The organism is Nocardia sp. NPDC004604 (assembly GCF_040609795.1).
Classification (GTDB): domain Bacteria; phylum Actinomycetota; class Actinomycetes; order Mycobacteriales; family Mycobacteriaceae; genus Nocardia.
The window spans coordinates 1-23,569 of the sequence record NZ_JBEXLC010000138.1 but is presented as its reverse complement, the minus strand read 5'-3'; the positions used below and the strand labels follow the sequence as shown (position 1 = coordinate 23,569).

At 66.8% G+C, this 23,569-nt stretch carries 24 protein-coding genes and 1 pseudogene; 10 read left to right on the top strand and 15 right to left on the bottom strand.

The window, feature by feature from the left end; translation table 11 throughout:
• Both ABZW16_RS34605 and ABZW16_RS34600 read left to right on the top strand, forming a co-directional pair.
• Positions 1-138, top strand: a pseudogene (locus ABZW16_RS34605) (glycerol-3-phosphate dehydrogenase); the annotation flags it as partial.
• 158 nt (positions 139-296) lie between these two features.
• The gene (locus ABZW16_RS34600) at positions 297-1,307 is read left to right on the top strand and encodes a CHAT domain-containing protein (RefSeq protein WP_354960322.1); all 1,011 of its coding nucleotides are present in this window, start codon (positions 297-299) and stop codon (positions 1,305-1,307) included.
• 42 nt (positions 1,308-1,349) lie between these two features.
• Here the strand turns inward: ABZW16_RS34600 and ABZW16_RS34595 are convergent, their stop codons facing one another.
• Complete coding sequence (locus ABZW16_RS34595; protein WP_354960321.1) at positions 1,350-1,946, bottom strand: NAD(P)-binding domain-containing protein; 597 nt, start codon at positions 1,944-1,946, stop codon at positions 1,350-1,352.
• Positions 1,947-1,984: 38 nt separating this feature from the next.
• Positions 1,985-2,818 (bottom strand): 3'(2'),5'-bisphosphate nucleotidase CysQ, encoded by an 834-nt coding sequence (locus tag ABZW16_RS34590; protein WP_354960320.1) that lies wholly within the window; start codon positions 2,816-2,818, stop codon positions 1,985-1,987.
• Positions 2,819-2,953: 135 nt separating this feature from the next.
• Here ABZW16_RS34590 and ABZW16_RS34585 point away from each other — a divergent pair, with 135 nt between their 5' ends.
• On the top strand, positions 2,954-3,877 hold the full coding sequence (locus tag ABZW16_RS34585) for a LysR family transcriptional regulator (RefSeq protein WP_354960319.1): 924 nt from the start codon (positions 2,954-2,956) through the stop codon (positions 3,875-3,877).
• Positions 3,878-4,113: 236 nt separating this feature from the next.
• Here the strand turns inward: ABZW16_RS34585 and ABZW16_RS34580 are convergent, their stop codons facing one another.
• The 3 genes from ABZW16_RS34580 to ABZW16_RS34570 form a co-directional block, all read right to left on the bottom strand.
• Positions 4,114-4,848 carry a hypothetical protein gene (locus ABZW16_RS34580; RefSeq protein WP_354960318.1) on the bottom strand — a complete coding sequence of 245 codons (735 nt, stop codon included), beginning with the start codon at positions 4,846-4,848 and terminating at the stop codon, positions 4,114-4,116.
• Positions 4,845-8,717 carry a hypothetical protein gene (locus tag ABZW16_RS34575; protein ID WP_354960317.1) on the bottom strand — a complete coding sequence of 1,291 codons (3,873 nt, stop codon included), beginning with the start codon at positions 8,715-8,717 and terminating at the stop codon, positions 4,845-4,847. Before ABZW16_RS34575 ends, ABZW16_RS34580 begins: the two co-directional genes overlap by 4 nt.
• A gap of 493 nt (positions 8,718-9,210) precedes the next feature.
• On the bottom strand, positions 9,211-9,441 hold the full coding sequence (locus ABZW16_RS34570) for a hypothetical protein (RefSeq protein WP_354960316.1): 231 nt from the start codon (positions 9,439-9,441) through the stop codon (positions 9,211-9,213).
• Positions 9,442-9,902: 461 nt separating this feature from the next.
• Between ABZW16_RS34570 and ABZW16_RS34565 the strand changes: the two genes are divergently transcribed.
• Entirely contained in the window at positions 9,903-10,538 is a 636-nt protein-coding gene (locus ABZW16_RS34565) for a CPBP family intramembrane glutamic endopeptidase (RefSeq protein ID WP_354960315.1), read from the top strand.
• Here the strand turns inward: ABZW16_RS34565 and ABZW16_RS34560 are convergent.
• Positions 10,465-11,490, bottom strand: a complete 1,026-nt coding sequence (locus ABZW16_RS34560; RefSeq protein WP_354960314.1) for an AraC family transcriptional regulator ligand-binding domain-containing protein — start codon at positions 11,488-11,490, stop codon at positions 10,465-10,467. The genes ABZW16_RS34565 and ABZW16_RS34560 overlap by 74 nt on opposite strands.
• Before the next feature lie 147 nt (positions 11,491-11,637).
• On the opposite strand from ABZW16_RS34560, the gene ABZW16_RS34555 reads away from it, so the two are divergent.
• Together ABZW16_RS34555 and ABZW16_RS34550 are read left to right on the top strand one after the other, a co-directional pair.
• Complete coding sequence (locus ABZW16_RS34555) at positions 11,638-13,230, top strand: GMC family oxidoreductase N-terminal domain-containing protein (protein WP_354960313.1); 1,593 nt, start codon at positions 11,638-11,640, stop codon at positions 13,228-13,230.
• Entirely contained in the window at positions 13,227-14,741 is a 1,515-nt protein-coding gene (locus tag ABZW16_RS34550) for an aldehyde dehydrogenase family protein (protein ID WP_354960312.1), read from the top strand. The genes ABZW16_RS34555 and ABZW16_RS34550 overlap by 4 nt, the downstream gene beginning before the upstream one ends.
• Before the next feature lie 48 nt (positions 14,742-14,789).
• Here ABZW16_RS34550 and ABZW16_RS34545 read toward each other — a convergent pair whose 3' ends face one another.
• From ABZW16_RS34545 to ABZW16_RS34520, 6 genes are all read right to left on the bottom strand, one after another.
• Entirely contained in the window at positions 14,790-14,987 is a 198-nt protein-coding gene (locus ABZW16_RS34545) for a hypothetical protein (protein WP_354960311.1), read from the bottom strand.
• On the bottom strand, positions 14,987-15,370 hold the full coding sequence (locus ABZW16_RS34540) for a DNA polymerase ligase N-terminal domain-containing protein (RefSeq protein WP_354960310.1): 384 nt from the start codon (positions 15,368-15,370) through the stop codon (positions 14,987-14,989). The genes ABZW16_RS34545 and ABZW16_RS34540 overlap by 1 nt, the downstream gene beginning before the upstream one ends.
• A gap of 139 nt (positions 15,371-15,509) precedes the next feature.
• Complete coding sequence (locus ABZW16_RS34535) at positions 15,510-15,818, bottom strand: hypothetical protein (protein WP_354960309.1); 309 nt, start codon at positions 15,816-15,818, stop codon at positions 15,510-15,512.
• A 668-nt stretch (positions 15,819-16,486) separates the two neighbouring features.
• The gene (locus ABZW16_RS34530) at positions 16,487-17,011 is read right to left on the bottom strand and encodes a hypothetical protein (protein WP_354960308.1); all 525 of its coding nucleotides are present in this window, start codon (positions 17,009-17,011) and stop codon (positions 16,487-16,489) included.
• 76 nt (positions 17,012-17,087) lie between these two features.
• Positions 17,088-17,930, bottom strand: a complete 843-nt coding sequence (locus ABZW16_RS34525) for a hypothetical protein (RefSeq protein ID WP_354960307.1) — start codon at positions 17,928-17,930, stop codon at positions 17,088-17,090.
• Between the two features lie 22 nt (positions 17,931-17,952).
• Entirely contained in the window at positions 17,953-18,510 is a 558-nt protein-coding gene (locus ABZW16_RS34520) for a helix-turn-helix domain-containing protein (RefSeq protein ID WP_354960306.1), read from the bottom strand.
• A 362-nt stretch (positions 18,511-18,872) separates the two neighbouring features.
• Here ABZW16_RS34520 and ABZW16_RS34515 point away from each other — a divergent pair, with 362 nt between their 5' ends.
• The gene (locus tag ABZW16_RS34515; protein ID WP_354960305.1) at positions 18,873-19,409 is read left to right on the top strand and encodes an LLM class flavin-dependent oxidoreductase; all 537 of its coding nucleotides are present in this window, start codon (positions 18,873-18,875) and stop codon (positions 19,407-19,409) included.
• Positions 19,406-19,576 (top strand): hypothetical protein, encoded by a 171-nt coding sequence (locus ABZW16_RS34510; RefSeq protein WP_354960304.1) that lies wholly within the window; start codon positions 19,406-19,408, stop codon positions 19,574-19,576. Before ABZW16_RS34515 ends, ABZW16_RS34510 begins: the two co-directional genes overlap by 4 nt.
• Before the next feature lie 572 nt (positions 19,577-20,148).
• On the opposite strand, the gene ABZW16_RS34505 is transcribed toward ABZW16_RS34510, so the two are convergent.
• On the bottom strand, positions 20,149-20,535 hold the full coding sequence (locus ABZW16_RS34505) for a helix-turn-helix domain-containing protein (RefSeq protein ID WP_354960303.1): 387 nt from the start codon (positions 20,533-20,535) through the stop codon (positions 20,149-20,151).
• A gap of 101 nt (positions 20,536-20,636) precedes the next feature.
• Here ABZW16_RS34505 and ABZW16_RS34500 point away from each other — a divergent pair, with 101 nt between their 5' ends.
• Positions 20,637-21,485, top strand: coding sequence for an alpha/beta hydrolase (locus ABZW16_RS34500; protein WP_354960302.1), 849 nt, complete (start codon positions 20,637-20,639; stop codon positions 21,483-21,485).
• Here ABZW16_RS34500 and ABZW16_RS34495 read toward each other — a convergent pair.
• Both ABZW16_RS34495 and ABZW16_RS34490 read right to left on the bottom strand, forming a co-directional pair.
• Positions 21,424-21,804, bottom strand: a complete 381-nt coding sequence (locus ABZW16_RS34495) for a hypothetical protein (RefSeq protein WP_354960325.1) — start codon at positions 21,802-21,804, stop codon at positions 21,424-21,426. The genes ABZW16_RS34500 and ABZW16_RS34495 overlap by 62 nt on opposite strands.
• 21 nt (positions 21,805-21,825) lie before the next feature.
• On the bottom strand, positions 21,826-22,485 hold the full coding sequence (locus ABZW16_RS34490) for a TetR/AcrR family transcriptional regulator (RefSeq protein ID WP_354960324.1): 660 nt from the start codon (positions 22,483-22,485) through the stop codon (positions 21,826-21,828).
• Between the two features lie 70 nt (positions 22,486-22,555).
• Here ABZW16_RS34490 and ABZW16_RS34485 point away from each other — a divergent pair, with 70 nt between their 5' ends.
• On the top strand, positions 22,556-23,431 hold the full coding sequence (locus ABZW16_RS34485; protein ID WP_354960301.1) for an NAD(P)H-binding protein: 876 nt from the start codon (positions 22,556-22,558) through the stop codon (positions 23,429-23,431).
• Positions 23,432-23,569 lie beyond the last annotated feature (138 nt).

Genomic DNA, 23,569 nt, shown 5'->3' with positions numbered 1-23,569 from the left:
CCGTCTCAATCCTTGCGCGCGAATCTCGAAACGTGGAAGGACTCGATCGGGCCGGACGCGGCGCTGCTCAGTCTCGCCAAGGGCATCGAGACCGGCGCGAGTCACCGGGTACTTTCGGACCAGGTGCTCCTCGAACTCGATCCTTTTCTCCCTCAGCAGGAAGAAATATCGCAGGTCAGAGCGCCTTTCGCCATTTTCGGTGCAGGTCGGACACTAGGGTTGTCGGCGGTGGGTCGGTCGTCGTCGTCAATCTCAGCCGGTGGCGCTGTGACGCTCTTGTCATCACGGCTGCCGGCGTGCGTACCGTGCCGCTGCCCGCCCTCACCCGCGCGGATGTCCTGCGTCGCGCCAACGAGTACATGGCTGAACTGCAAATCTTCGAACAGGTACGCGTGAGTGAACGCGTCGCCCGGATCGGCCTCGAGCAAGTGTGCACCCTGATGTTGGAATGGCTGTGGGACACCGTCGCTGAGCCGATCCTGACGGCATTGGGTCTCGACGGTCCACCAGCCGATGGTGCGTGGCCGCGGATCTGGTGGTGTCCGACGGGACCGCTGGCCCTGCTGCCGGTGCATGCTGCGGGCTATCACGATCCCGACGATCCACTCGCCCACCGCAGCGTGCTGGATCGGGTCATCTCCTCTTACACCCCGACCGTCCGTGCTCTGGAATACGCGTCGACAGCCACACCGGTGCCCAAACAGGACCGGCTGCTGGTGGTCTCATTGCCGGTGACGCCAGGCATGCCGGACCTGTGGTCGGTATCGCGGGAGCAGACTATCCTGGCTCAACTTCTGCCGGACCAGCACACCGATCTGACGGACACGAAGGCGAGCCACCATGCGATCCTCGAAGGACTCGCCGATCATCGGTGGGTGCACGCCTCCTGCCACGGCACCCAGAATCTGGATGAGCCGAGCACTGGGGGACTGATCCCGTACGACTGGCAGTCCGCAGGCCTGATCACCATCGCCGACATCGCCGGAATAGACAGTGCCGGAGGCGAATTCATCTTCCTCTGCGCCTGCAAAACCGCCACGTCGGGTGTCAGGAACGTCGACGAAGCCATCACACTCGCTGCCGGATTGAATTACCTGGGCTGGCGACACGTCCTCGCGACATTGTGGTCGACCTGGGACGGGGCAGCCGCCGACATCTCGGGATTGGTCTATCAGCATCTGGTCGCGGGTCGACAGCTCGACCCGTCGATGTCCGCACTGGCCCTACACCAAGCGATACGACACTATCGCGACATCCATGCCTACCAACCGAGCAGGTGGATACCGTTCATCCACCTAGGGCCCTGAGAACGGGCTTCTACCGTAGGCAGGCGACGCACTCTATGCGGATCAGCGAGCGATCGAGATCGCGAAGGGCGTGAATCCGCTGGATCGGATCACGTGCGGTACGAACAGGATCGCGGCCTCGGCAGCCCGCGCGGTCTCGACCCCGCCGAGGTCCGTGATCCACTCCTGGTGCCAGCCGAGGTCCGCGAGAAGCGCTCGGACGACCTGCTTGGCCTTTGGGTCCTTGCCGGAGAGGAACGCGGTTGGCGTCTGGGGGAGCGCGGCGGGCGCGGTCATCACCGAGTAGAGCATCGTGTTGAGTGTCTTGACGACGTGCGTCTCGGGGAGCGCCTCCTGGAGTTGCTCCGCGAGGCTCGAGCCGGGGTAGAGCAGGTCGGCGGGCAGTCCGTCCGGTCCGTCGACGGTGGCGTTGGAGACGTCTACGAGGATCTTGCCGCGCAGTTCCTCGCGCAGCGCGGCGAGCCGCTCCAGCGAGCCGGCGCCCGGCGTGGCGTTGATGACGATCTGCGCTGTCCGGGCAGCGTCGGCGGCAGCGCCCGGCGAGCGGTCCGCCACGGTCACTTCATGCCCGGCCCGGGTGAGGGCGGTGGCCAGGCCGCCGCCGACGCGGCCGCCGCCGAGGATGGTGATCTTGCTCATGGTGAAGGTCCTCCTGTGTTTTCTGTTCTGGTCGGTGGTCAGCGGGAGAGCGTGGCGACCGCATCGGCGTGCACGCCGGGCGCCGCTGCCAGGAAGCTGTCGCTCTCCGGGGTCCAGGGGCGGCCCTCGGCGGTGGAGATCCGTCCGCCGGCCTCGGCGACGAGCAGCGCCCCGGGAAGCAAGTCCGCGCGGGCCCCGGCGAACTGCCAGAAGGCGTCGATCCGGCCGGCGGCCACGTTCAGCAGGTGCAGGGTGGCGGGCACGGCTGTCCGCACCACGAGCGCGTCGATGAGCATCTCGGTGATCGAGGAGCCGACGCGCCGCACGACCTTCTCGTCCTCGTCCGGCCTGGCCTGGCTCGTGGCCACGATGCTCAGCCCGAGGTCCGTGGTCCCCGACACGTGCAGCGGCCGGCCGTCGAGGTGGGCGCCGCCGCCGGCGAGCGCGGTGTACGTCTCGCCGGTCAGCGGCAGGTGGACCGCAGTGAGCACCGGCTGGTTATCGTGCACGAGGGTGGCGGTCACCGCCCACTCCGGCAGGGCGTGCAGGTGGTTGATGTTGCCTTCGACCGGATCCACGACCCACCATTCGCCGGCCGGCAGAGCGCCGCCGTCCAGCTCCTCCTCCACCCAGCGGGCGTCCGGGCGCAGGACTTCGAGGCGGGGACGCAGGATGTCGAGAACCGTGTCGTCGTTGGCGGCGAGCGCGCCCATCAGCTCTTCGCGGGTCTGGAACTGGACCACGTCGCCGAAGCGCTCCCGCAGTGCCGAACTCGCCGTGCGTACGGCGATTGCGGTCTGTGCGAGCAGGTCGGCGTAGGAGGCGGAGCCGGCGGCTGTGGCAACACCGGTGTTCCGAATCGACTCGAGCATGGCGGGTGCTCCTCTCTGAGCAGGGGGTGATGAGGTCAGCCGGGCGAGAACGTGGTCTTTTGCGCCCGCATCTCGAAGGTAGGACGGGCCATCATTAACTTCAAGTGCATGTAAAGCACGAATAGAATGACTCCCATGCAATTGGATTTGAATCTGCTCGCCGCGCTCGACGCTCTCCTGGAGGAAGGCAGCGTGGCCGGCGCTGCCGACCGCCTGCACGTCACCGCCCCCGCAATGAGCCGAAGCCTCGGCCGAATCCGGCGCACGACGGGGGATCAGATCCTGGTACGCACAGGGCGCACGATGACCCCGACGCCATACGCGCTCGCCGTCCGGGAACAGGTGCACGACCTGCTGCGGCAGGTCCAGGGCGTGCTGGCGCCAAGCCGTGAACTCGACCTCGCGACGCTCGAGCGGACCTTCACGCTCCGCTGGCACGACGCACTGGTCGCCCTCAGCGGTCCCGCCCTTCTCGCCGCCGTGCGCGAGCAGGCGCCGGGCGTGCGTCTGCGCTTCATCGCGGAATCGAGCATCGACACCCCCGAGTTGCGTCGCGGCGAGGTCGACCTCGCCGCGAACGCGGACCGCCCGACCGCACCCGAGATTCGCGCCGATCGGGTGGCCGAGACCCAGCACGTCATCGTCGTACGACGGGGCCACCCGCTCACCCGTGTCGAGACCGTCACCGCCGCGCGGTACGCCGCGGCCGAGCACATCACCGTCTCGCGGCGCGGAAGGCTCGGCAACATCATCGACGACGCTCTCGCGCGGCTCGACCTCACCCGACGTGTGGTGGCGACCGCGCCCACCGAAAGAGCCGCGGTCGAGTTCGTGCGAGGCTCCGACCTCCTCGTCACAGCCCCCGAAGCCACAGCGCGTTCGGCCGCCGCGGATCTCGGCCTGGTCCTGCTCCCGCTCCCGTTGGACCTGCCGCCGGCCCCGGCGTACCTGTCATGGCATCAGCGCTATGACACCGACCCCGCACACATCTGGCTACGCGATCTGGCACGGACCGCGTTGACCAGTTCGATGAGAGGACAGGGCCAGACGGCGCGTTGACACCTGCTGACGCAGAGAACCAGTCCGTCATGGACAAAGCCGAGGTCTACCGGCACCTCAACCTGCAAATGACCTACCACCCCGCAAAACGACTCACGCGAAATCGCCCGCGGTGACGAGGATGTTCGAGGGCTTCACATCGCGCGGTGCACGAGCCCGGCCCCGATGCGCTGCGTCGAGGGCCGAGCCGATCTGCCAGATGTATTCCACCGCAGTGTCTTTCGCTATCGGCCCGACTACGGCGAGACCGGGCGGAATCCGGCGCCGATTCCGCCGCGGCGGTCCAGGTCGGCGAGGATGTCGGTGATAGCGGTGCCGGCGCCCCACATCCACTGGTTGCCGACCAGGGTGTCGCCGGCCACCATGGGCGCTCCGGAATCACCGGGTATCTCCGAAATCGTGTTCACCAGGTAAGGGCCGGTGGTGGTCAGGGTGGTGCCACAGGACCGGTCGCTCGCCGCACCCTGCTTGCACACCGATGTCCCCGCGGGGGGCGGTGATCCGACTCCTCGGATGGTGGTCTTCCCGACGGTCGCCACCGGTTCGACGATCGACTTGTCGAAGACGATGACCGCGTAGTCGAGTCCTGGTCCGTTGGGACCGGGCACGATCGGATTGCCGCCGCTGATGTACTCGACCATCCCGAGCACGTCGATCGCCGCTCCGGGCGTGAACACCGCCGACTCGAGCAGCACCCGGTCGCCGGGCCACTGCTTGTCGCCGTCGTACACGCAATGTGCGTTGGTCAGGCCAACCAGATTGCCCGCCGCGTCGTAGCCGATCGTTGTGAGCGTGCAGATATAGACCAATGGGTGGTCGGTCAGCGGCCCGCCGCGCAGGAAGGCCAAGCCCGTGCCGCCGCCTACCGGCACCCGGCCTCGCGGCATATCGCTGTCCGCTGCCGCGACTGTCGTATCGATGAGGGTGAGTAGGAGGGCGACAAGTACGGCCACCAGACTGTTTCGGCTCATCTCGCCTCCGGACAGGGTGGATGGTAGGGCAGCTGGGGCAGATGCGCGGCCCACACCTCGCGGGTGAGCGCATCGCGGGTGATATCGCAGATCCGTTGCCGCGTTTCGTTTTCGTCCAGGTCCCAGATACTCATGACACCGCTGCCGACTCCGATCAGCCGGTCGGCCGCCACATCGAGGTTGAGATTCCAGGTGGTGCGGCTCGGCATGGTGATGCTCCGCCCGATGGGCTGCGGGTGGGCGCGGTCACGGAAATCCCACAGCCGCACCGTGGAATCCGCGCTGGATGTCGCCATCAGCGTGGCGTCTGCGTTGAAATCGACGGATTGAATATTGAAGGCGTGCGCGATGATCGGATCGCCGAGCGGCCGTGCCAGTCCCGGGGAGCTGATATCCCAGACGCGCAGCGTATTCTCGGCCAGCGTGACCATGGTGCGCCCATCGGGTGTGAGGACCGACGCGTAGAACGGCCGGGCGGGATCGCTCGGAATCCGCTGGATCTCACGGGCTTCGCCCTTGCGGGTCAGATCCCAGAACTTGATCATGTACTCCAGTTCCCCCTTCGCGTTCTCGTCGGGCGCGAGCGTCACCAGTAGGTGCCCGGCAATATTCACATAGCACGGTGACCCACTGATTGGGTCTGTACCGAACTTGGTGGGCGGGATGGTCGCGACCGGATGAGCCGGATCCGACAGATCCCACAGCCGCAGGTGTAACGCCGGCAGGATTTCCACCAGGATCCGGCCATTGAACCCGATGCCGATGGCGTCGGGGAACTGGTACAGCGGCCGGATGTGCACGGGGTCGCTGATATCCAACAGTTGTAGCCCGGCGTTCGGGCCCGCGGTAGCGACCGTCAGACGGCCGTCGAGGCTGAGTGTGGGAGTCGGGATGAAGCCATCAGCGCTCGGCCCGGGGCCGAGATCGGCGAGCGGGCGGACCGATCTCCGGTCGCGGATGTCCCACAGTTCGAGCCGGCCGTTCACCACGCTCGTCACCATGGTGCCGACCGCACTGATCGCCGCCCTATTGGCGAACCAGCCGATCCGGCCCCCGATCACCGCGGGCGGCAGCGACCACAGCCGCAGGCTACCCTGCGCGCCGACGGCGACGGTGTGCCCGTCAGCGGCGAAAGCCAACGTGTTCGGGCTGTCGCGACAGGGCTGAAACACGTTGGCCTCCTGGCACGGCGGCGACGGTGCGGCCAGCGGTTCCCCCAATCGGGTCGGGTGAGCCCGGTCGACCACAGTCCAGAGGGTGACATTGTCGCGCCCCCCCACGGCGAGGATGTTTCCCTCCGGATCGAACGCGAGCGAGCGCAACTCGGATTTGGTGTCCACCACGAGTGGGCTGCCGAACTGCGCAGGCCTGTCCGGAATGGCTATGTCCCACATCGTCACAGTGGCATCGGCGGTACCGGTGGCCATCAACGCGTTGTCACCGCCGCCGACCGCGAGCGTCGTGCCGTCCCGGCTGAGCGCCATGGCCTGAATCCCCGGGCCCGGCACCGTGATCGGCGCCCCCAGCGGCCCGGGAACTGGGCCCAGTGTCCAGATCTGGACCGTGTGGGAGCCTGCGACAGCCAGCCGGCCCGACGGCGCGAACGCCATCGAGGCGACCGGATCGGTGGTCGTCAACGGACGGCCGGATTGTACCGGCGCTGCGGGATTGCCGAGGTTCCACAGCGTCACGCTCGTGCCGTCGGTCGCAGCCAGGGTCCGCCCGTCTGGGCCGAACACGAAGTCGGTGACCTTTCCGGCGGCCTGCGACGGCCACGGATCCGGATGCGCTGGATCCGATACGTTCCACAGCCGGATCCCGGTACCGCAGGCCGCCCCGAGTAGCGTGCCGTCCGGACTGAAAGCCGTTGCAGTCGCTGGCTTTCCACAGTCCAGCGGCGCTCCTGAGGACACCGGGTGGGCGATATCGGCGACATTCCACAGCCGCACCGCACCATCTTCACCCGCCGAGGCCAGCACGTGTCCGTCCGGCCGGTACGCCACCTGGTGCACCGCTCCGGTATGCCCGCGCAGGGGTGCGGCCAGCGGCAGGTTCTGTATGCGCAGCAGGCGGGACCGAATATCCGGATCACCCGGACGTATCCGGTCGGCGACCAGTTCCAGCTGGGCGGACAGAGACGGATCCGTGCTCCGCACGCTGTCTGCCTCCGCCAATATCGCAACCAGGTCGGCGTTCTCGTGCTCCTGTTCCGAAAGTCTGGTCTGGGTATAGGCGGCGATGCCGAGCACCAGCACGACAACGCCCACCAGGGCCAGCCCGACGCGCGTCGCGACGGCCAGCCGCCGACCGCGCCTGCGAACCGCCTGCGCGGCCGTCAGGAACTCACCGACAGCGCCCGTAGGCGTTCCGGCCGCCTTCTCCGCGGCAGCAAGCCGCGCCGGCTGATACAGCAGTGCGGGATCTCGCTGGGCCGCAACCCATTCGGCGGCGTCCAGCTCGACCCGCTGCCGCACCAGGAGGTCGACGCGGCCCTCGTCTATCCAGGCGTGCAGGCGAGGCCAGGCGTCCAGCACGATCTCGTGCGTGAAGCAGACGATCTCTTGGGCTGCTCCACTCTCGCCATCTGCGGCGCCGACGGAATCCGCAGTGATGAGTCGCGCGTCGATCAGGCGGGTCAGGGCGGTCTGCGCGGCGTCGGGATCGACCGTCCGCGCGAGCAATTCCGTGCTCGGGACGCGCCGCCTGGTGTCACGGCCGTCCGAGCCGACGGTGACCAACCCCATGAGCAGTTCCTTGGCCGCGGTCTGCTCGGCGGCGGTCAGGCCATGCCACGCCTCCTCGGCGGTGGCCGTTACCGATCCGGCCACGCCGCCTGCCTTCCGGTAACCGGCCACGGTGAGCCGGGCACCCGCCCGGTGCCTCCAGGTGGCGGCCATGACATGGGAGAACAGCGGAAGACCGCCCGGATCGTAGCTGCGCCGGTGGTGGCCGCCGGCCAGCCCGCACAACTCGGTCACGACCAGTTCGGCCAGGCCGGGCTCGAGATTCAGGCCGGTCGCGCGTGCCGGTCCGGTGATGGCCTCGGTGAGTTCCTCCACCCGCATGGGCCCGAGTGCGTAGCAGCGGGTGTTGAGCGCGTCCGCCAGCACCGGATAGGTGAGGCAGTGCGCGACGAAGTCGGCCCGCACCGCGAGAATGACCACGGTGCGGGTGGTTTCGTGTGCTGCGGCGAGTTCCGCGAGGCGGCTCGAGAAGTCCTCACGCTCAGATTCATCGAGGCAGACGGTGAAGGTCTCCTCGAATTGATCGACCACCACGAGATCCGGGCGCGCCGCCGCGTTCGCGTCGGATGGGCTGAGCAGTTCGGCAAGCGTCTTCGCTGGTCTCGTACCGGGAGTCATGGTGACAACCGTCCATTCCCGGTCTGCGCAGAGTGTGGGGATGACACCGGCGTGCAGCAGAGAGGATTTTCCGGCCCCGGAGGCGCCCAGCACGACAATCATGCCTGCGGCCGGGCCGACCACCCGATTCACCAATTCCGCGGTAGCCTCGGCCCTTCCGAAGAACCGTTCGCGATCCTCGGGTCCGTAGGCGGCCAGACCCGGAAAGGGGCAGATGGCCTCGGTCTGGGGGTCCCAGGCCTGCGCGGCCCGCCAGATCGCGCGCCATGCGGTCAGTTTGACCAGCTCGGGCGCTGGCGTGTGCCCAGTCCGGGCGGCCTTCTCGATCAGCGTCAGCAGCACAGGCACCAGCGAATCGAACTCGGCCGGAATCGCTTTTCCGCTGCGCCAGTCGCTGATTCGCTGTAGCGTGACCGGGTTCCCGCCGGCCGCCGCCACCCGCGCGGACGCTGCGTTCGCCACCGAACGCAAGGTCGGTTTTCCTGCGGCATCGAACAGTGCTGTCAATCTCTCAGCGAACACCCGCCGCGGCGAAGGACTCCCACGGCGCCCGGAGGTCGCACCCACCGCACTCGACACAACCCCCATGATCTCGCGAAAACGGCATTCCGCCAAACGGTTTCGTGACCGACGGTGGTGGAAGAAACTACGAATCTAGCGCGGCCTTCCCCGAGATCGGGGGTGTGGACACGTCGATCCATATGAATCGCTGTCCTCGCGTCAATTCGATCAGCGGTCAGAGAACGGGGATACTGCAGATATCGTGCTGATTGGGGATATTCCCAGCTCAGGTCGTTTCTCCGGTGTTCCGGACCGGAGAATCTGGTCCGGAACACCGACATTTGTGCCTTGGGCCGCCTGCCGGATGGCGACCAGCGACGCTGGATGGCCCCGCCGGTGTGCCGACCGCGTGGCGATCGGTCTGTGCGCGAACCGCATCGGCCGATGTCGAGCTGTATGAAACGATTGCCGCCCACACACCTGGCCCGCAACGGGGGGCTCACTTACGGAATCTGGACTCGATGTGGCCGCCGGGGACTGCGGCGGGGTGCCGGGTTTCGTAGTGCTGCAGACTGTCCGCGTTCGCGGCCGATTCGGTCATCCATGGGGAGACGTAACGGCATTCACCACAGTGGACGCGAAAGCGGTTGGTGGCCTTCTGGTTCGAGTTGTAGACGAGGAGGGCGATGATGCCGATGACGACGAGTAGACACAGGAAACCGGGGTCCATGGAACTCACCTCTGGTTGAGAGTTGGCGGTGGGTCCGAAGATAGGGCGCGCGCCCGGCGGTCCGGCAGCCCGGTGCTGGTGAGTAGCTGCTGTCGTCCCTGCTCGAGGCCCCGCGCCAGGATTCCGGACCGGAAGCGAATCGGTGCAGCACAGCACACGTCAAAGACCTCCCCCCAGGTAGCGAATCTTGCCGCCCGCCTTGGGAATCGCCCGTCGCCGCACCGGCACCGGCTGAAAGGTGCGGGCCTTGAGATCGGCTCTCAGGTCCGTGAGGAAATTCTCCACCCCGCGCACGGATTCGATGTTGCGGCCGGTGTGAGGGCGGGGGGATCCTTCGCGGCGATCATTTCGAGTTCCGTTGAGTTCCCGCTGTCATGCGACAGGTGTGGGTGGGTCGACTCGGCGGTCTCGACCGAGGAGTGGAGCGGGCGAACGGTCTGCAGACGGCCACCTTCTGATCGGTGTGGCGGGGTTGCGTCGCAAGGGAAAGACATCGACGATATCCGCAGAGCTGGAAAGACATTCGCACGTACGGCACGGCGTTCGGCACGGCGGTGCTGGCCAACCTGCCGGTGGCTGTGTTCGCCGGCTTCCTCGAGGAAGTGGTGTTCCGCGGGTTGTTCTTTCGCTTGATGCAGGAATGGCTGGGAACCTGGATCGCGCTTGTTCTTGCGGCTGTGCTGTTCGGCGCGATGCATCTGGCCAATCCCATGCCACCCTGTGGAGTGCGCTCGCCATGTCGTTGCAAGCGGGCGTCCCGCTGGTCGCGCTCTACCTGGCTACTGGCAACCTCTGGCTGGCCGTCGGCACCCATGTGGCTCGGGATTTCCGGGAGGGTTCCCTCGGTATCCCGGATTCCGGCCAGCACACCAACGGTTTCTGGACGACCGAGCTGTCCGGACCGACCTGGATCACCGGCAGCGCCTTCGGCTACGAGCAGTCGGTCGTCACCGTGTGCTGCTGGCCGGCAGTGGGGGATCGCCTTCCTGGTTGTCGCGGTGCAGCGGTACCGGATTCGGCCCTTCAGGCAGGGGACGGTTGTGCCTTTCGCCAGCGCAGGGGGGACGTCCCGGTCCAGCGTCGGAAGGCGCGGGTGAAGCTGGCGGATTCGGAGTAGCCGAGGCGGTCGGCGATGGCGGCCGTGGGCAGATCGGTGCCGGAGAGCAGTTCGCAGGCCAGTACGCTGCGGACCTCGTCGAGGAGGGAGCGGAAGGAGTGCCCCTCGGCGGCCAGCCTTCTGCGCAGTGTGCGTGTGGAGAGGTGCAGGGCGGCAGCTGCTTCGGCTTCGGTGAGGGGGCCGCGGGGTTGGGCGAAGACGACATCGCGCACCCGGCCCGAGGTGCCGGTCAGGGCCCGGCGCGCGGCGGCGAGATCGCGGCATTGTCCGGCGGCGAGCTCGGCGGTGTGGGGGTCGGCCTGCGGCAGCGGGTCGTCCACGGTGCTCCGGTCGAAGACCGCAGCGTAGTGGTCGCAGTCGTATTGCACTGTGCAAGAGAGAGTTTCGGCTATCCGACGGGCGGTATCCGGGTCCGGCTCGGGGTAGGGCAGCCGGACGGTGTGCAGCCGCGCGGTCGGTCCGGCGATGTCGCGGTACAGAGTGGCGATGATGCCGATATCACGTTCGGCGACGAAACGGGCCACCGCAGGATTGGTTACTTCGGGCACGATCACCAGCGACACCTCGTCAGCGGATTCCACGGCGGTGATGAGGCAGAACGAATACGACAGCTCCAGATAGCGCAACCCCACCTCGATGGCATCGCGCAAGGACTGACTGGCGATGAGCGCATAACCCCAGATACCGTGCGCGGTGGCGTGATAGCGCAGACCGGCCAGCAGTCCGAGCCCGGCGATGTCCGGTAGCGCGCGCAGCACATTGGAGATGAGAGCGATCTCCTGCACACCAGTCACGAGTGTCCCACCGCGCAGATCGTCGCCGCGCAATCCGGTGCGACGCAGACAGTCCTGCTCGCTCACTCCGTATTCCATGGCGAGCCGCGTGATCAGTAGCGCACTGGTGGGTGTGCGCAGTGCGGTGCGTGCCGTCACGACGACTTCGAGGGGTTGGTCACTGGCCAAAAATATCAAAAAAGCGGCCCGGCCGGATATAGGAATTCGCTGGTGGTCCGCCATAGCCTCAGGAAGACATGGCAGTGACCGGCGTCACTGCCGAGCGGCCAGGAGGCGAGGAGAACGTTGAGCGAGAAGGACCGCTTCGACTATGTGATCGTCGGGGCAGGCAGTGCCGGTGCGGTGGTGGCCGCCCGGCTGTCGGAGGACCCATCGGTGTCAGTGCTGCTGCTGGAGGCGGGCGGGACCGACGATGCCGACGAAATCCACATTCCGGCGGCTTTCGCCTCGTTGTTCAAGACCAAGTGGGACTGGAACTACGAGACCACCGAACAGAAGCATATGGCAGGCCGCCGCGCGTTCTGGCCGCGGATGAAAGCGCTGGGCGGCTGCTCGTCGATGAACGCCATGATCTACATTCGCGGTAACAAGGCCGACTTCGATTCCTGGCGTGACGATTTCGGGGCCGAGGGCTGGGGCTACGAGGACGTGCTGCCGTATTTCGTCCGGGCCGAATCGAATACCCGGCTGCGTGACCGATTCCATGGCACAGAAGGTCCGCTGCACGTGGAGGACCGGCGCTTCACCCACGAGCTGACCGACACCTGGATCGAGGCTGCGGTCGCGCATGGGCTGAAACGCAATGACGACTTCAACGGCGCCGAACAGGAAGGTGCGGGCCAGTATCAGGTGACCTGCAAGAACGGCCGCCGCTGGTCGACCGCGGACGGCTACTTGCGCTCGGCACTGTCGCGCCCGAATCTGACCGTGCGCTCGCACGCCTTCGTCACCAAGGTGCTGCTGGACGGCGCCCGGGCGATGGGGGTCTCATATCGACAGCGCGGTGCGACGCGCAACGCCTTTGCCGATGCCGAGGTCGTGCTGTCCGGTGGTGCGATAAATTCGCCTCAGCTGCTGATGCTTTCGGGCATCGGACCGGCCGCGCACCTGCGCGAGCACGGCATCGAGGTGGTAGCGGATCTACCCGGGGTCGGAGAGAACCTGCACGACCACCCGGTGACGCCGTTCGTCTGGCGCACACGCGGCACCTCGGATCTAACCGATTTCTCCAATCCGGCCCGGCTCATGCAGTGGAAGCTGACCGGACGTGGGCCGCTGTCTTCGAACGTCGGCGAGGGCGGCGCGTTCTTTGCCTCCCGCGACGGGATTGCCGCGCCGGACATTCAGATTCACGTAGCACCGACCGGGTTCTACGACAACGGATTCCGCGAGCCGGTTGGCCAGATGTTCACGGCAGGTGTGACTTTGGTGAATGTCGCCAGCCGGGGAGGACTGCGGCTGCGGTCGGCGGATCCGGCGTGGAAGCCGGAGATGGATCCGGCCTATTTCGAGGATCCGGCCGATATGGCGGCGGTAGTCGCTGGCGCGCGGCGTGTGTTCGAGATCGTACGAGACCGTTCGTTCGCGCGTTTCCTGGATCAGCCCTACCTGCCGAACCGAGTCGACGGTGCGACGGACGAGGAGCTGGCCGACCATGTTCGTGCCTGGACCCAGACGCTGTACCACCCGGTCTCCACCTGCTCGATGGGCACCGGTGAGAACGCCGTGGTGGACCCACAACTGCGGGTGCGCGGGATCGAAAGGCTGCGCATCGCCGACGCGTCGATCATGCCTGTCGTGCCCCGCGGCAACACCAATGCCGCCACGATCATGGTAGGCGAGAAAGCATCCGATCTGATTCGCGGCGGCCGCGCATGACGCCGCCGGCACAGACCCAGGAAATCCGAGGAGAGTCCGTGAGTACGGCAGTCGCCGCGACCTTCGATTCGCTCGACCCCGCCACCGGCGACGTGGTCGGCACACATCCGGTGTTCACGACCGAGCAGGTGAACGAAACCGTCGCGCGCGCACAGGAAGCCGCACGGTGGTGGGCCGAACTGGGCTTCGGCGAACGCGCCGAGCGGCTGAAGAAGTGGCGCGGGGTGATCGCGCGCCGCCTGGCCCAGCTCGCGGAGATCTCGCACGCCGAGACCGGTAAACCCATCTCCGACGCCCAGCTCGAGATCGTCATGATGCTCGACCATCTGGCCTGGGCGGCGCGCAACGCTCCGAAGGTGCTGGGCCGCAGGAAGGTTCCCACCGGCCTCATGTCCGCCGACCTCGCCGCGACGGTGGAGTACCTGCCGCTGGGCGTGATCGGCGTGATCGGGCCGTGGAACTTTCCGGTCTTCACCCCGATGGGCTCCATCGCGTATGCGCTGGCCGCGGGCAACGCGGTGGTGTTCAAGCCGAGCGAATTCACCCCCGGTGTCGGCACGTGGCTAGTGGACGCCTTCGCACAGGTGGTGCCCGAACACCCGGTGCTGCAACTGGTCACCGGTTTCGGCGAAACCGGTGCGGCCCTGTGCCGTTCGGGCGTGGACAAGATCGCCTTCACCGGCTCGACGGCCACCGCCAAGAAGGTTATGAGCGCATGCGCCGACACCCTCACCCCGGTGTTGATCGAGGCGGGTGGCAAGGACGCGCTGTTGGTCGACACCGACGCCGACCTGGATGCGGCGGCCGAGGCGGCGGTGTGGGGCGGGCTGTCCAACGCCGGACAGGCGTGCATCGGCACCGAACGCGTCTACGTGCACGAGCGTGTGTACGACGAATTCCTCACCAAGGTGCGGGACCTGGTGCGCGGTCTGCGCGCGGGCGACGACCCGGAGGCGCAACTCGGCCCCATGACGATGCCCACCCAGCCGCAGGTGGTGGCCGAGCACATCGCCGACGCCCTGCGCCGGGGCGCGCGGACGCTGATCGGTGGGCTCGACGCGGTCGGGGACCGGCTGGTGCAGCCGACCGTCCTCACCGACGTCCACGAGGACTCGCTCGCCATGACCGAGGAGACCTTCGGACCCACCTTGGCGATCAACAAGGTTCGCGACATGGACGAGGCTGTCGAACGCGCCAACGACTCGCGCTACGGCCTCGGGTCGGCCGTGTTCTCCAGGCAACGCGGTGAGGAGTTGGCCCGGCGACTGCGCTCCGGCATGACCGGCGTCAACCTGGTCTACCTATTCGCGGCCCTGCCCGAACTGCCATTCGGCGGGGTCGGCCAGTCCGGCTTCGGCCGCATCCACGGACCCGACGGGCTCAAGGAGTTCACCTACGCGAAATCCGTCGCCCAACGCCGTTTCCCGGCGGTGCTGGCACTCACCACCTTCGCCCGCACGGCCAAGATCGACAAGCTACTCGCCACCCTTACTGTGCTCCGCCACGGCTGACGCACCCGACTTCCCGGTCATCGACGAGCGTTCCGCCGCCGGCATGTGCTACACCTCCGGCACCATCAGCGACCTGAAGATGCGGTCGATCTCCGGCCGGGCCTCGGGATAGTCAGCGGCGATGCCGTTGAAGATGTAGCCGTGCAGGCCCACCGCCCCGCCGCCGGGCAGGCTGTTACCGAACGGTTCGCCCTCGATGGTGGGTGAATGCACGGCGGCCAGCAGATCTGCGGGCGGTGCGCCCATCACGCTGCCACGAACATCGAGGTCCGGCACATAGCTCGCTGCAACTCGGCGTCCGCGGCCGCCCCACCGCCACCTTGGGAGTAGCCCGCGATCGCGACGAGAGACATTGCGGTGAGTGCGGTTCCGGACAGCTTCTTCGCGGCTCGGGCCTCGTCGAGGACCGCGTGAGCTTCGGAACGGCGGTTGATCCTGTCGTGCGGTCCCACACGATGACGCCACCCGCACCGTACTTTCCCTCGGGGGATGACACCCTCGAATGTCTGGAATTCCAGCGGGTGGTCTTCGGTGCGGCGCGCCATCCGTTTGTCCTTCGGATTCAGTACGCCATCGATCTCGCACCGGAAGTCGTAGTGATCGGTACTCGCCGCATGGTGCTGGATCACGAACTGCGGCTCGTTGCGCGACCCGCGGCCCCGTTTTCGCGCGTGCCGTCCGCGCGGCTCGGCGCTACGCCGGACCGCCGCTTGCTCCGGTACTCCTTCAGGGGCATATCCAGGGCGTACCCGCGTTGGCCGGGGTGGGTCAGGCGATGGAGACGATGATCGCGCTGTGGATGACGGTGACGATGAGACCGGGCAGATACTGGGCAATCATCGCGACGATCGGCTGAATATGGCGATCGCGGCGGGCCACGACGGCGACCGTGCGCGAATCGATGACGTGGATGGAAGCCAGATCGCCCACCGTGGCGGCCCGGACGGTGTCCCCCGGGAGGAGCGGGGCAGGCAGCGCGCCCACCGCAGCCGGCACCGGGGTGATCACACCGACCTCACGCGGTCGGGTCCCGGCGGACCGATGGATGGCGGGCGGGGAGAGAGTCGCAGAGGTCATCGCATTCCTAGCAATCGCTGAAGGGAACTTTCGAAACTGGCAGATGTCTCAACTGACACCCGATTGCAGAGCCGCACCAGAACGCCGATTCAGCTACCGCATATGCACAGCCTGTCCGAAGGCAAACGCGCAGGCCAGGGCAATCCGGCCCACATTGCAGGGGACCTATGTCAGCCGAAATCCGTGCCACGCGCATGGATACGATCCTGGGCGGAAGGGCCCACCAGGCCAGTAGATAAACGGGACGTCACTCTCATCCTGGATGACCCAACAGGCGGTCGGCGACGCGCTGGGAGGCAGCGAACCAGAAAGACTGCACGATGCGGTCGATGTTGCGATTGTCGCGCGACCGGGCCACGCAAACGACGTCTGGACAATTCAGCCATTAAATGGCGGGTTTGATGACAAACCACGACGGCTGGCCAGCAACCATGCCGGACATGAGCGACCGGACGAGAGTGCAGTTTTGCCATCGCATGGGCGTCGATCCCCTGCAGTTGGCCCTGTCGTAGGTTCGTGCCCTTGGCAGGACACGCAAAAAATGGGCAACTGGAAAACGCCTGGTCATCGTGGGTGTGTACCCGGTCTGAGTGACTGGCTAAAGTCAACGCAAGTGATCTGTATTAGCCGAGTAGCGGATAGCTGGAGTCTCGGTGCGTCGGCAGCTTTCAGGCGGAGAGCAAACCCCAGGTGGTTGCCCATGCGAGCCACAGGCATCCGGAGAGCAGCAGGATGCCCAGTGCGATCCGGTGCCGCACGAGCGGGCCGGCCTGGGCGCGGGCCGTGGCGATTGCGGTGCCGGCCAGCAGTGCGGTGGTGAGCAGGGCGAGCAGTTGCAGGGCCAGCCAGGCCAGCGCCCGGGACGCGACGATCGGGCCGACGGTATGCGCGTCGAAGGCAAGGATCGAGACCACGTACGAGACCGTCGCGAACACCGATATGAGACCGGAGCAGGCCAACAAGCGCGCGAGCCGGCTTGTGGTCCGGGTGGCACGGAAACGGTGGTCGGTGAATGACCACAGCAGATAACCGGCGAAGCCGAGGATGAGAGCGGCCAGCACAGTCAGTTGCATCCACGCCGAGGTCCAGCAGCCGTGCCCGGGATCGGTGCTGGTCGTCGTCTGCGGTGGTGGGGTATCGGTGGACGAGATCGGTGGGGTGCCACTCGCTATCTGGTGCACCCAGCCGGTCATGGTGTCGAAATAGCCGGGTGCGAAGGCTCCACGCGGCGCGCCCGGATACGGTGTGGCGCCGAGACGGTCGAATCCGTCACTTGTCGAGCGGCCGTTGTGTGCGCCACCGCGGAGGAAACCGAGGGTGACCGAGGGCGAGGCCGTCAGTGTTCCGCAGTACCGCAGCGCTTTCCGCGGGCGGAACCTGCACGTCACGCTGTCCCCACAGGGCGAGGACCGGAATGCGTAGGGCGCGCAGCGCGGGCAACGGATCGAAGCCCGCCTCGGGAAACACACCGGTCTCACCGAGCAGCCGGGCCGGGGGACCGGTAATCGTCTCGGCGAGCGACCCGGTGACTCCGCGGTGACGCAGTGTCGTGGCGAGGCTCCAGGTTTGCGAGCGCAACGGGCTGAAGCCGGACGCGCCGAGCGTGACCAGGAATGCAACACTGCGACTGCGGGATGCCGCGAGCGGTGCGGCCCAGGCGCCCTCGCTGAATCCCCACAGCCCGACCCGATCCGCGCGCACCCCAGCGGTGCGGCGCAGGGTTTCGATCGCGCCCAGGGCATCGTCGGCGAGTAGTGCGATGTCGCGATGGGCGAACGAGTAGCCGATCGTGCGTTTGTCGTAGACCAGCGTCGTGATGCCCGCCGCGGCGAAGGCGCGGGCTTCGGACTGGTATTCCGTGCGTGGTCCCGCACCAGCGCCGGCCACCAGGACGATCCCGGGTGTCTGGGATTGCGGTGTGGTCGGGCCGATCACGGTGCCGTGCAGGATGAGCCCGCCACCGCCGGTGAAGCTGACCTCGGTACAGGTGAACCCGGTGCAGTCGAAAGCGGTTGCGGCAGTGGCGCGACCGGTCGGCAGGATCGACAGGGCCAGCAGGAGCAGGCATGCGATGGCGACGCGGCCGCACGACCGCGAGCGAGTGTGGTGCATGGGTGGTCTCTCGGTTCGGGATTCAGATTTCGGGGAACCCGAACAGGCGCAGCAGCACCGCTTTCCGGTCGTCACCGGTGTCGTCGGTCGTGCCGTAGCGTTGGACGAGTTGGATGTACTCCTCGAAAAACTCCCGAAGCTGCGTCGGATCGACGCGGATCGTGGTGCGGGAGAACAGGAATGCATCGGCCCACGCACCGAGCCCGGGAGCCTGCCGTTCGTAGGTGTCGTACAGTTCGACCAGCTCGGCAAGGTTGTGCCGGGTCATTTCCGCAGTGGCCGCACGCATATCGTCGGTCTGCTCGGTATAGGCCGGATAGCGGCGGTCGCCGGGGACCGCACGCCACCACCGTTCCTTGCCGTTGGCCATTTCCGGAACCTCCTCGATGAAGCCGTGTTTGGCCAACTGGCGCAGGTGGTAGCTGGTAAGCCCGGTGCTCTCGCCCAGCGCCTGCGCCAGCGAGGTCGCGTTTACCGGCCCGCGACGCAACTGTTCCTCGATCCGGCGGCGCAGCGGATGCGCGAGCAGACGCAAAACAGCGACGTCGGTGATCGTCCGAGGAGGAGGCTGACCGGCCATGCCTCAGACAGTAATACATGCCAAGACAGTTTGCAAAGACTCTTTGCATATCTGGCCCGCTGTGTTCGCGCCTACCGCCGAGCAGGCCCGCTGACCCTTCGGGTTTCATGGCCCGCACGCGACCCTCGACGTCAGGCATCCGAACCAGGCGGCAGGCCGACGGTGTCGGGCAGAGGTCCATCTCGGACGGAAGCTGTTCGGTGTCCGCTACCGGATCCTCAACACGGTCGTCGAGTTCGAGGCGGATCGGCGCATCGCGTGGTGCCACCCCGGCAAGCACCGCAGGAGCTCACCACCGACATCCGGGAGTTCTTCCGTTCCCTGCGAACCACCAATGACCCAGCCGCAGAAAGGAATCGCTGATGCGAATCGGTATCGGACTCCCGAATCAGGTACGCAACCTCACTCCGTCGATCATCCCGCGCTGGGCGGCGCGAGCGGAGGACGCGGGGTTCTCCACCCTCGCTACGACCGGGCGCTACGCGTACCCGGGCGTGATCGACACCGTCGCGCTCGCGGCTGCGGCGGGAGCGACCACAACGATCGGTCTGCTCAGCGCGGTCCTGCTGGCCCCGACGTGGCCAGGTGCCTTGCTGGCCAAGGAAATTGCGGGCATCGACGGTATCTCTGGCGGCCGCCTCACCCTCGGCGTCGGAGTCGGATCACGCGACGACGAATTCACCGTGCCCGGGCATGGACTCGCTGGTCGCGGCACGCGCATGGAATCCGACCTGGCTACCGACCGCGACATATGGGGCGGCAAGCCGGTCGGCAACGGACCGAGCCCGGCCGTGCCTTCGGGAACTCGGCAGGTCCCCCTATTGTTCGGCGGGTACTCCGCCCCCACATGGTGCGCTGGGGCGAGGGTTATATCGGCGGCTCGCTGCCACCGGCCATGACAGCGCCCAGCTTCGACGCGGCCAAACGAGCCTGGCAGAACGCAGGCCGCCAGGGAACCCCGAAACTCGTCGTACTCACCTACTTCGCACTGGGCGACACCGAGACCGGCCAGGCGAACATCCGAGGCTTCTACCGGCTGGCCCCGATGCCATCGCCGGCAACGTAGTGCTCTGCACCACCTCCGCAATGCTCGAGCAGTCCATCGCCGACTACACCGACCTCGGTATCGACGAGATCATCTTCGTCCCCGACACAGACGACCTCGACGAGGTCACCCGGCTCGCCGACATCATCACCTGAACGGCCTGCCACAACTCACCGCGCGCTGACCCGACAGAGCGTCGACGTGGTGTGTGAGGGTCTGACGGCTTCTTTTGGCCGTAAGTGCGAATCCTGAATCCTGACACCGCTTATCGGTGAAATCTGACGTCACTCGGGGCCGATCCGGGGCGGGTGTATCCGTGAATTTTGACGTCACCCCGGTTGGTGTGTCCTGTCGTTGGGCGTGTCAGAAAAGGCTCGGTGTGGAGGTCGTGGGCCGAGATCTCGAGGCCGTTGAGCAGCGTGGCGAACCGGTTCAGGTCTGCTTGTAGGTCGGTGAGTGCGTAGCCGTCCGCGCCGACGAAGGCGTGGAAGGATTGCGCGACGTCCGGGTCGCTGTCGGTTAGCCCGTTGTCGATTCGATGAATGTCAGCATCTCGGCGAGTTCGATCGCGTCGTCGACCGTTCGACATGAGGTCACGCGTGGTCCGCAGGGTCTGCGGCGGCGTCGATCTCGGCCATGTGCTCCTCCGCCCACGCCCGCAGCGCGGCCAGCGGATTTTCCAGGGAGAGTCCGAGATCGGTAAGGCGATAGTGAACGCGCGGGGGAACGGTGGGTTCGACGCGGCGGGCGACCAGCCCGTCGCGGGACAGGCTTCGCAGAGTCACCGACAGCATCTTCTGCGATACGCCCGGCATCCGACGCTGCAGTTCGGCGAAGCGCACCTCGCCGGGCGCGGCCTCGGCGAGGAGTTTCACCACCATGGACACCCATTTGGTACCGAGCCGATCCAGAAGCCGACGGGTCGGGCAGCCCGGAGAGAACAGATCCCCGCGCTGGCCTGTGCTGGGTCGGGTAGTCACCTGGAGCTCACCACCTGTATCAAAAGTGCCGTCTTGGCAGGCTACCTCAGGTTACCTACGGTCAGCTAGTAACTATCAGTAACCGGCTAGCGGAGGATCGAATGTCTCACGAACTGCCAGATCTCACAGTGCGGATGGTGGCAACCAACGGCATCGAAGCGAACGTGGCGATCGCCGGCACCGGGCCGGCGGTCCTGCTGCTGCACGGCTTTCCACACACCTGGCAGCTGTGGCGCGAGGTGATGGGCCGACTCGCGCAACGACACCGGGTGATCGCGCCGGACCTACGCGGCCTCGGCGCCAGCACACGAGCACAGGTCGGCTACGACGCGGGCACGCTTGCCGCCGACGCCGAGGGGCTGCTCGACGCCCTGGGTGAAACCAGCGCCTCCGTCGTCGCGATCGATGCCGGTGCTCCGCCAGCGTTCCTGCTGGCGATGCGGCGGCCCGAACGAGTCAACCGGCTGGTGCTCATGGAATCGCTGCTGGGCACGCTGCCCGGTGCCGAAACCTTTCTGGCCGGTGGGCCGCCCTGGTGGTTCGGTTTTCACGCGGTGCCGGGCCTTGCCGAAAAAGTCCTTGCCGGAAACGAATCCGATTACCTCGACTGGTTTCTGACGACCGGAACCCAGGGCCGCGGCATACCCGCGGAAACCCGCGATGCTTTCGTCGCCGCCTACACGGGCACTGATTCCTTGCGGTGTGCGTTCTCCTACTACGGGGCGATGCCCACCAGCGCCGAGCAGATCCGGCAGGCTGTCGACACCGCCCGGCTCACCGTGCCGACCATGGCCATCGGATCCCGCCCGGTCGGAACAGCACTCGAAACCCAACTCCGTCCCATCGCCGACACCCTGACCGGGCACTTGATCGAGGACTGTGGCCACATCATCCCCCTCGACCGCCCGGCGACGCTGGTGCCGTTGCTCGTCGACTTTCTCGATTCCTGAGGTGGGTCTGCGGGATGAACACCTGCGGCGGTTCGCGGCCGGCGTCGACCCTGATCTGCGGCTTGCGCTTGTCGACGTAGTCGCGGACCCGCTGATAGGACACGTCTTCCATACCGTGTTCGTCGATCAGCCGCTCGTAGATCCGTTTGATCGTGTGTCGCTGCTTGCGCGGCGCGTCCAGATCCGCCCGCAACATCTCATCGATGAACGGCTTGAACGGATCCAGCTTCGACGCCCGTGGCGGATACTCCTTACGCGCCTCCGGGAACGCGGACGTCAGCGCGGCGTTGACCGTACGGTAGCCAAGGCGCGAGGACATACACGCTGCGGGCGTGGCTGCTCACAGCTCGGAACGGCAGTTCCCGGAGGTGAGCTGGTTCGCCGCAGCCGACGGTTGCAGCACGATGCGGCACAGGCGCCGGATCCGGTCGAGGTCGACATCTGCCATCAGGCGCTCCTCCTCCGGTACCTCGTCGACGACGGGGTCGATTCCGAACAGCAGGCGCGGAAGCATCGGGTGGACGACGAGGCCGATCAGCTCGGTCGCCGCCACCTCGGCCTCGCCGGTCGCGAGCCCCGAGGTGGTTTCCAGGTGCGCCGCGAGATCGCGGGCCGTGGTCCCGAAGAGGACGTCGTAGAGGCCGGCCGCCAGATCCGGCAGCCGGTCGGCCTCGGCGATGCCGAGACGGAGCATCCTGGCGACCGAGGACCACCGCAACAGCTGGACGAAGCGCCCGCAGTACCGCACGACCGCTTCCGCCGGTTCGTCGGCGTATTGCGTGGGCGTGCGCATCCGCTCACCGAACAGGGCGCGGATACGCTCGACGACCGCGAGGAACAGCGCGTCCTTGGTCGGGAAGTGCGCATACAGAGAACGCTTCGACGTTTCGGCGCGCGCCGCGATCGCGTCCATGGAGGTTCGCTCGAAGCCGTCCTCCAGGAACGCGAGTTTCGCCGTGTCGAGGATGTGCTCTCGCAGCGCTTCACCGCGTCGGGCCATAGCGTGCCACCTTAAGTATACGGTACGGTAGAGTTTACTTCGAGGTTTCCGAGGATAGGAGCAATCATCCATGATCGTTGTCACCGCCCCCACCGGGCAGACAGGCAGCAAGCTGGTCGCCACGCTGTTGGGGCGAAGTGAACCGGTGCGCCTCGTTGTTCGGGACCCGGACAAGCTGCCCGCCGAAGTGCGGCAGCGAGCCGAGATCGTCGTCGGGTCGCACTGCGATGGCGATGTCCTCGACCGCGCCCTCGACGGCGCCGACGCGTTGTTCTGGCTCATGCCGGCAGCTGCGAACGCGAGCAGTCCCTACGAGGCGTACGTGACCGCCTCGATCCCCGGCGCCGACGCCGTCGTGCGCCACGGTGTGCCGCGCGTCGTGATCGTTTCCGCGCTCGGGCGAGGATCGCAGATCTATGCGGGCCACATCTCCGCGTCGCACGCGATGGAGGACCTCTTCCGCAGCACCGGCGCGCACATGCGCTCGCTCGCTCTGCCCGCCTTCATGGACAACGTCCTCCGGCAGGTGGCCACGATCCGGAACGGGGTCGTCTCCGGCACTCTCCCAGCCGATTTCACGATGCCCTGGATCGCGACGAAGGACATCGCCGCACTCGCTGCCGAACTCCTGCTCGATCACGCCTGGACCGGGCAGGAGTCGGTCGAGGTCCTCGGCGGAGAAGACCTCTCCTACCTCGACATCGCGCAGATCCTGACCGAGGTTCTCGGTGTGCCCGTCCGGTACGAGCTCGGGGACCGCGCTGCTATTCGCCGCTTCCTCGTCGATCGCGGCGTCTCCGAGGCGATGGCCCAGTCCATGGTGGACATGGACCTCGCCGGCGAGCGCGGCATCAACAACGTCACGGCGCGTACCGCTGGGAACACCACACCCACCACCTTCCGCGAGTTCGCCGAAGAGACCATCAAACCGGCGTTGGCCGGTTGACCGTCTTCGCACCCGACTTCACCAGGAGCTCCTCATGACGCTGATCTGCATCGAAGAACATGCGGTCGACCAGTCGATCGCCGAAGCAGCAGGCCCGGTCCTCGCCCGTGAGGCGCCGTACATGCGTGCCCAGAGTTC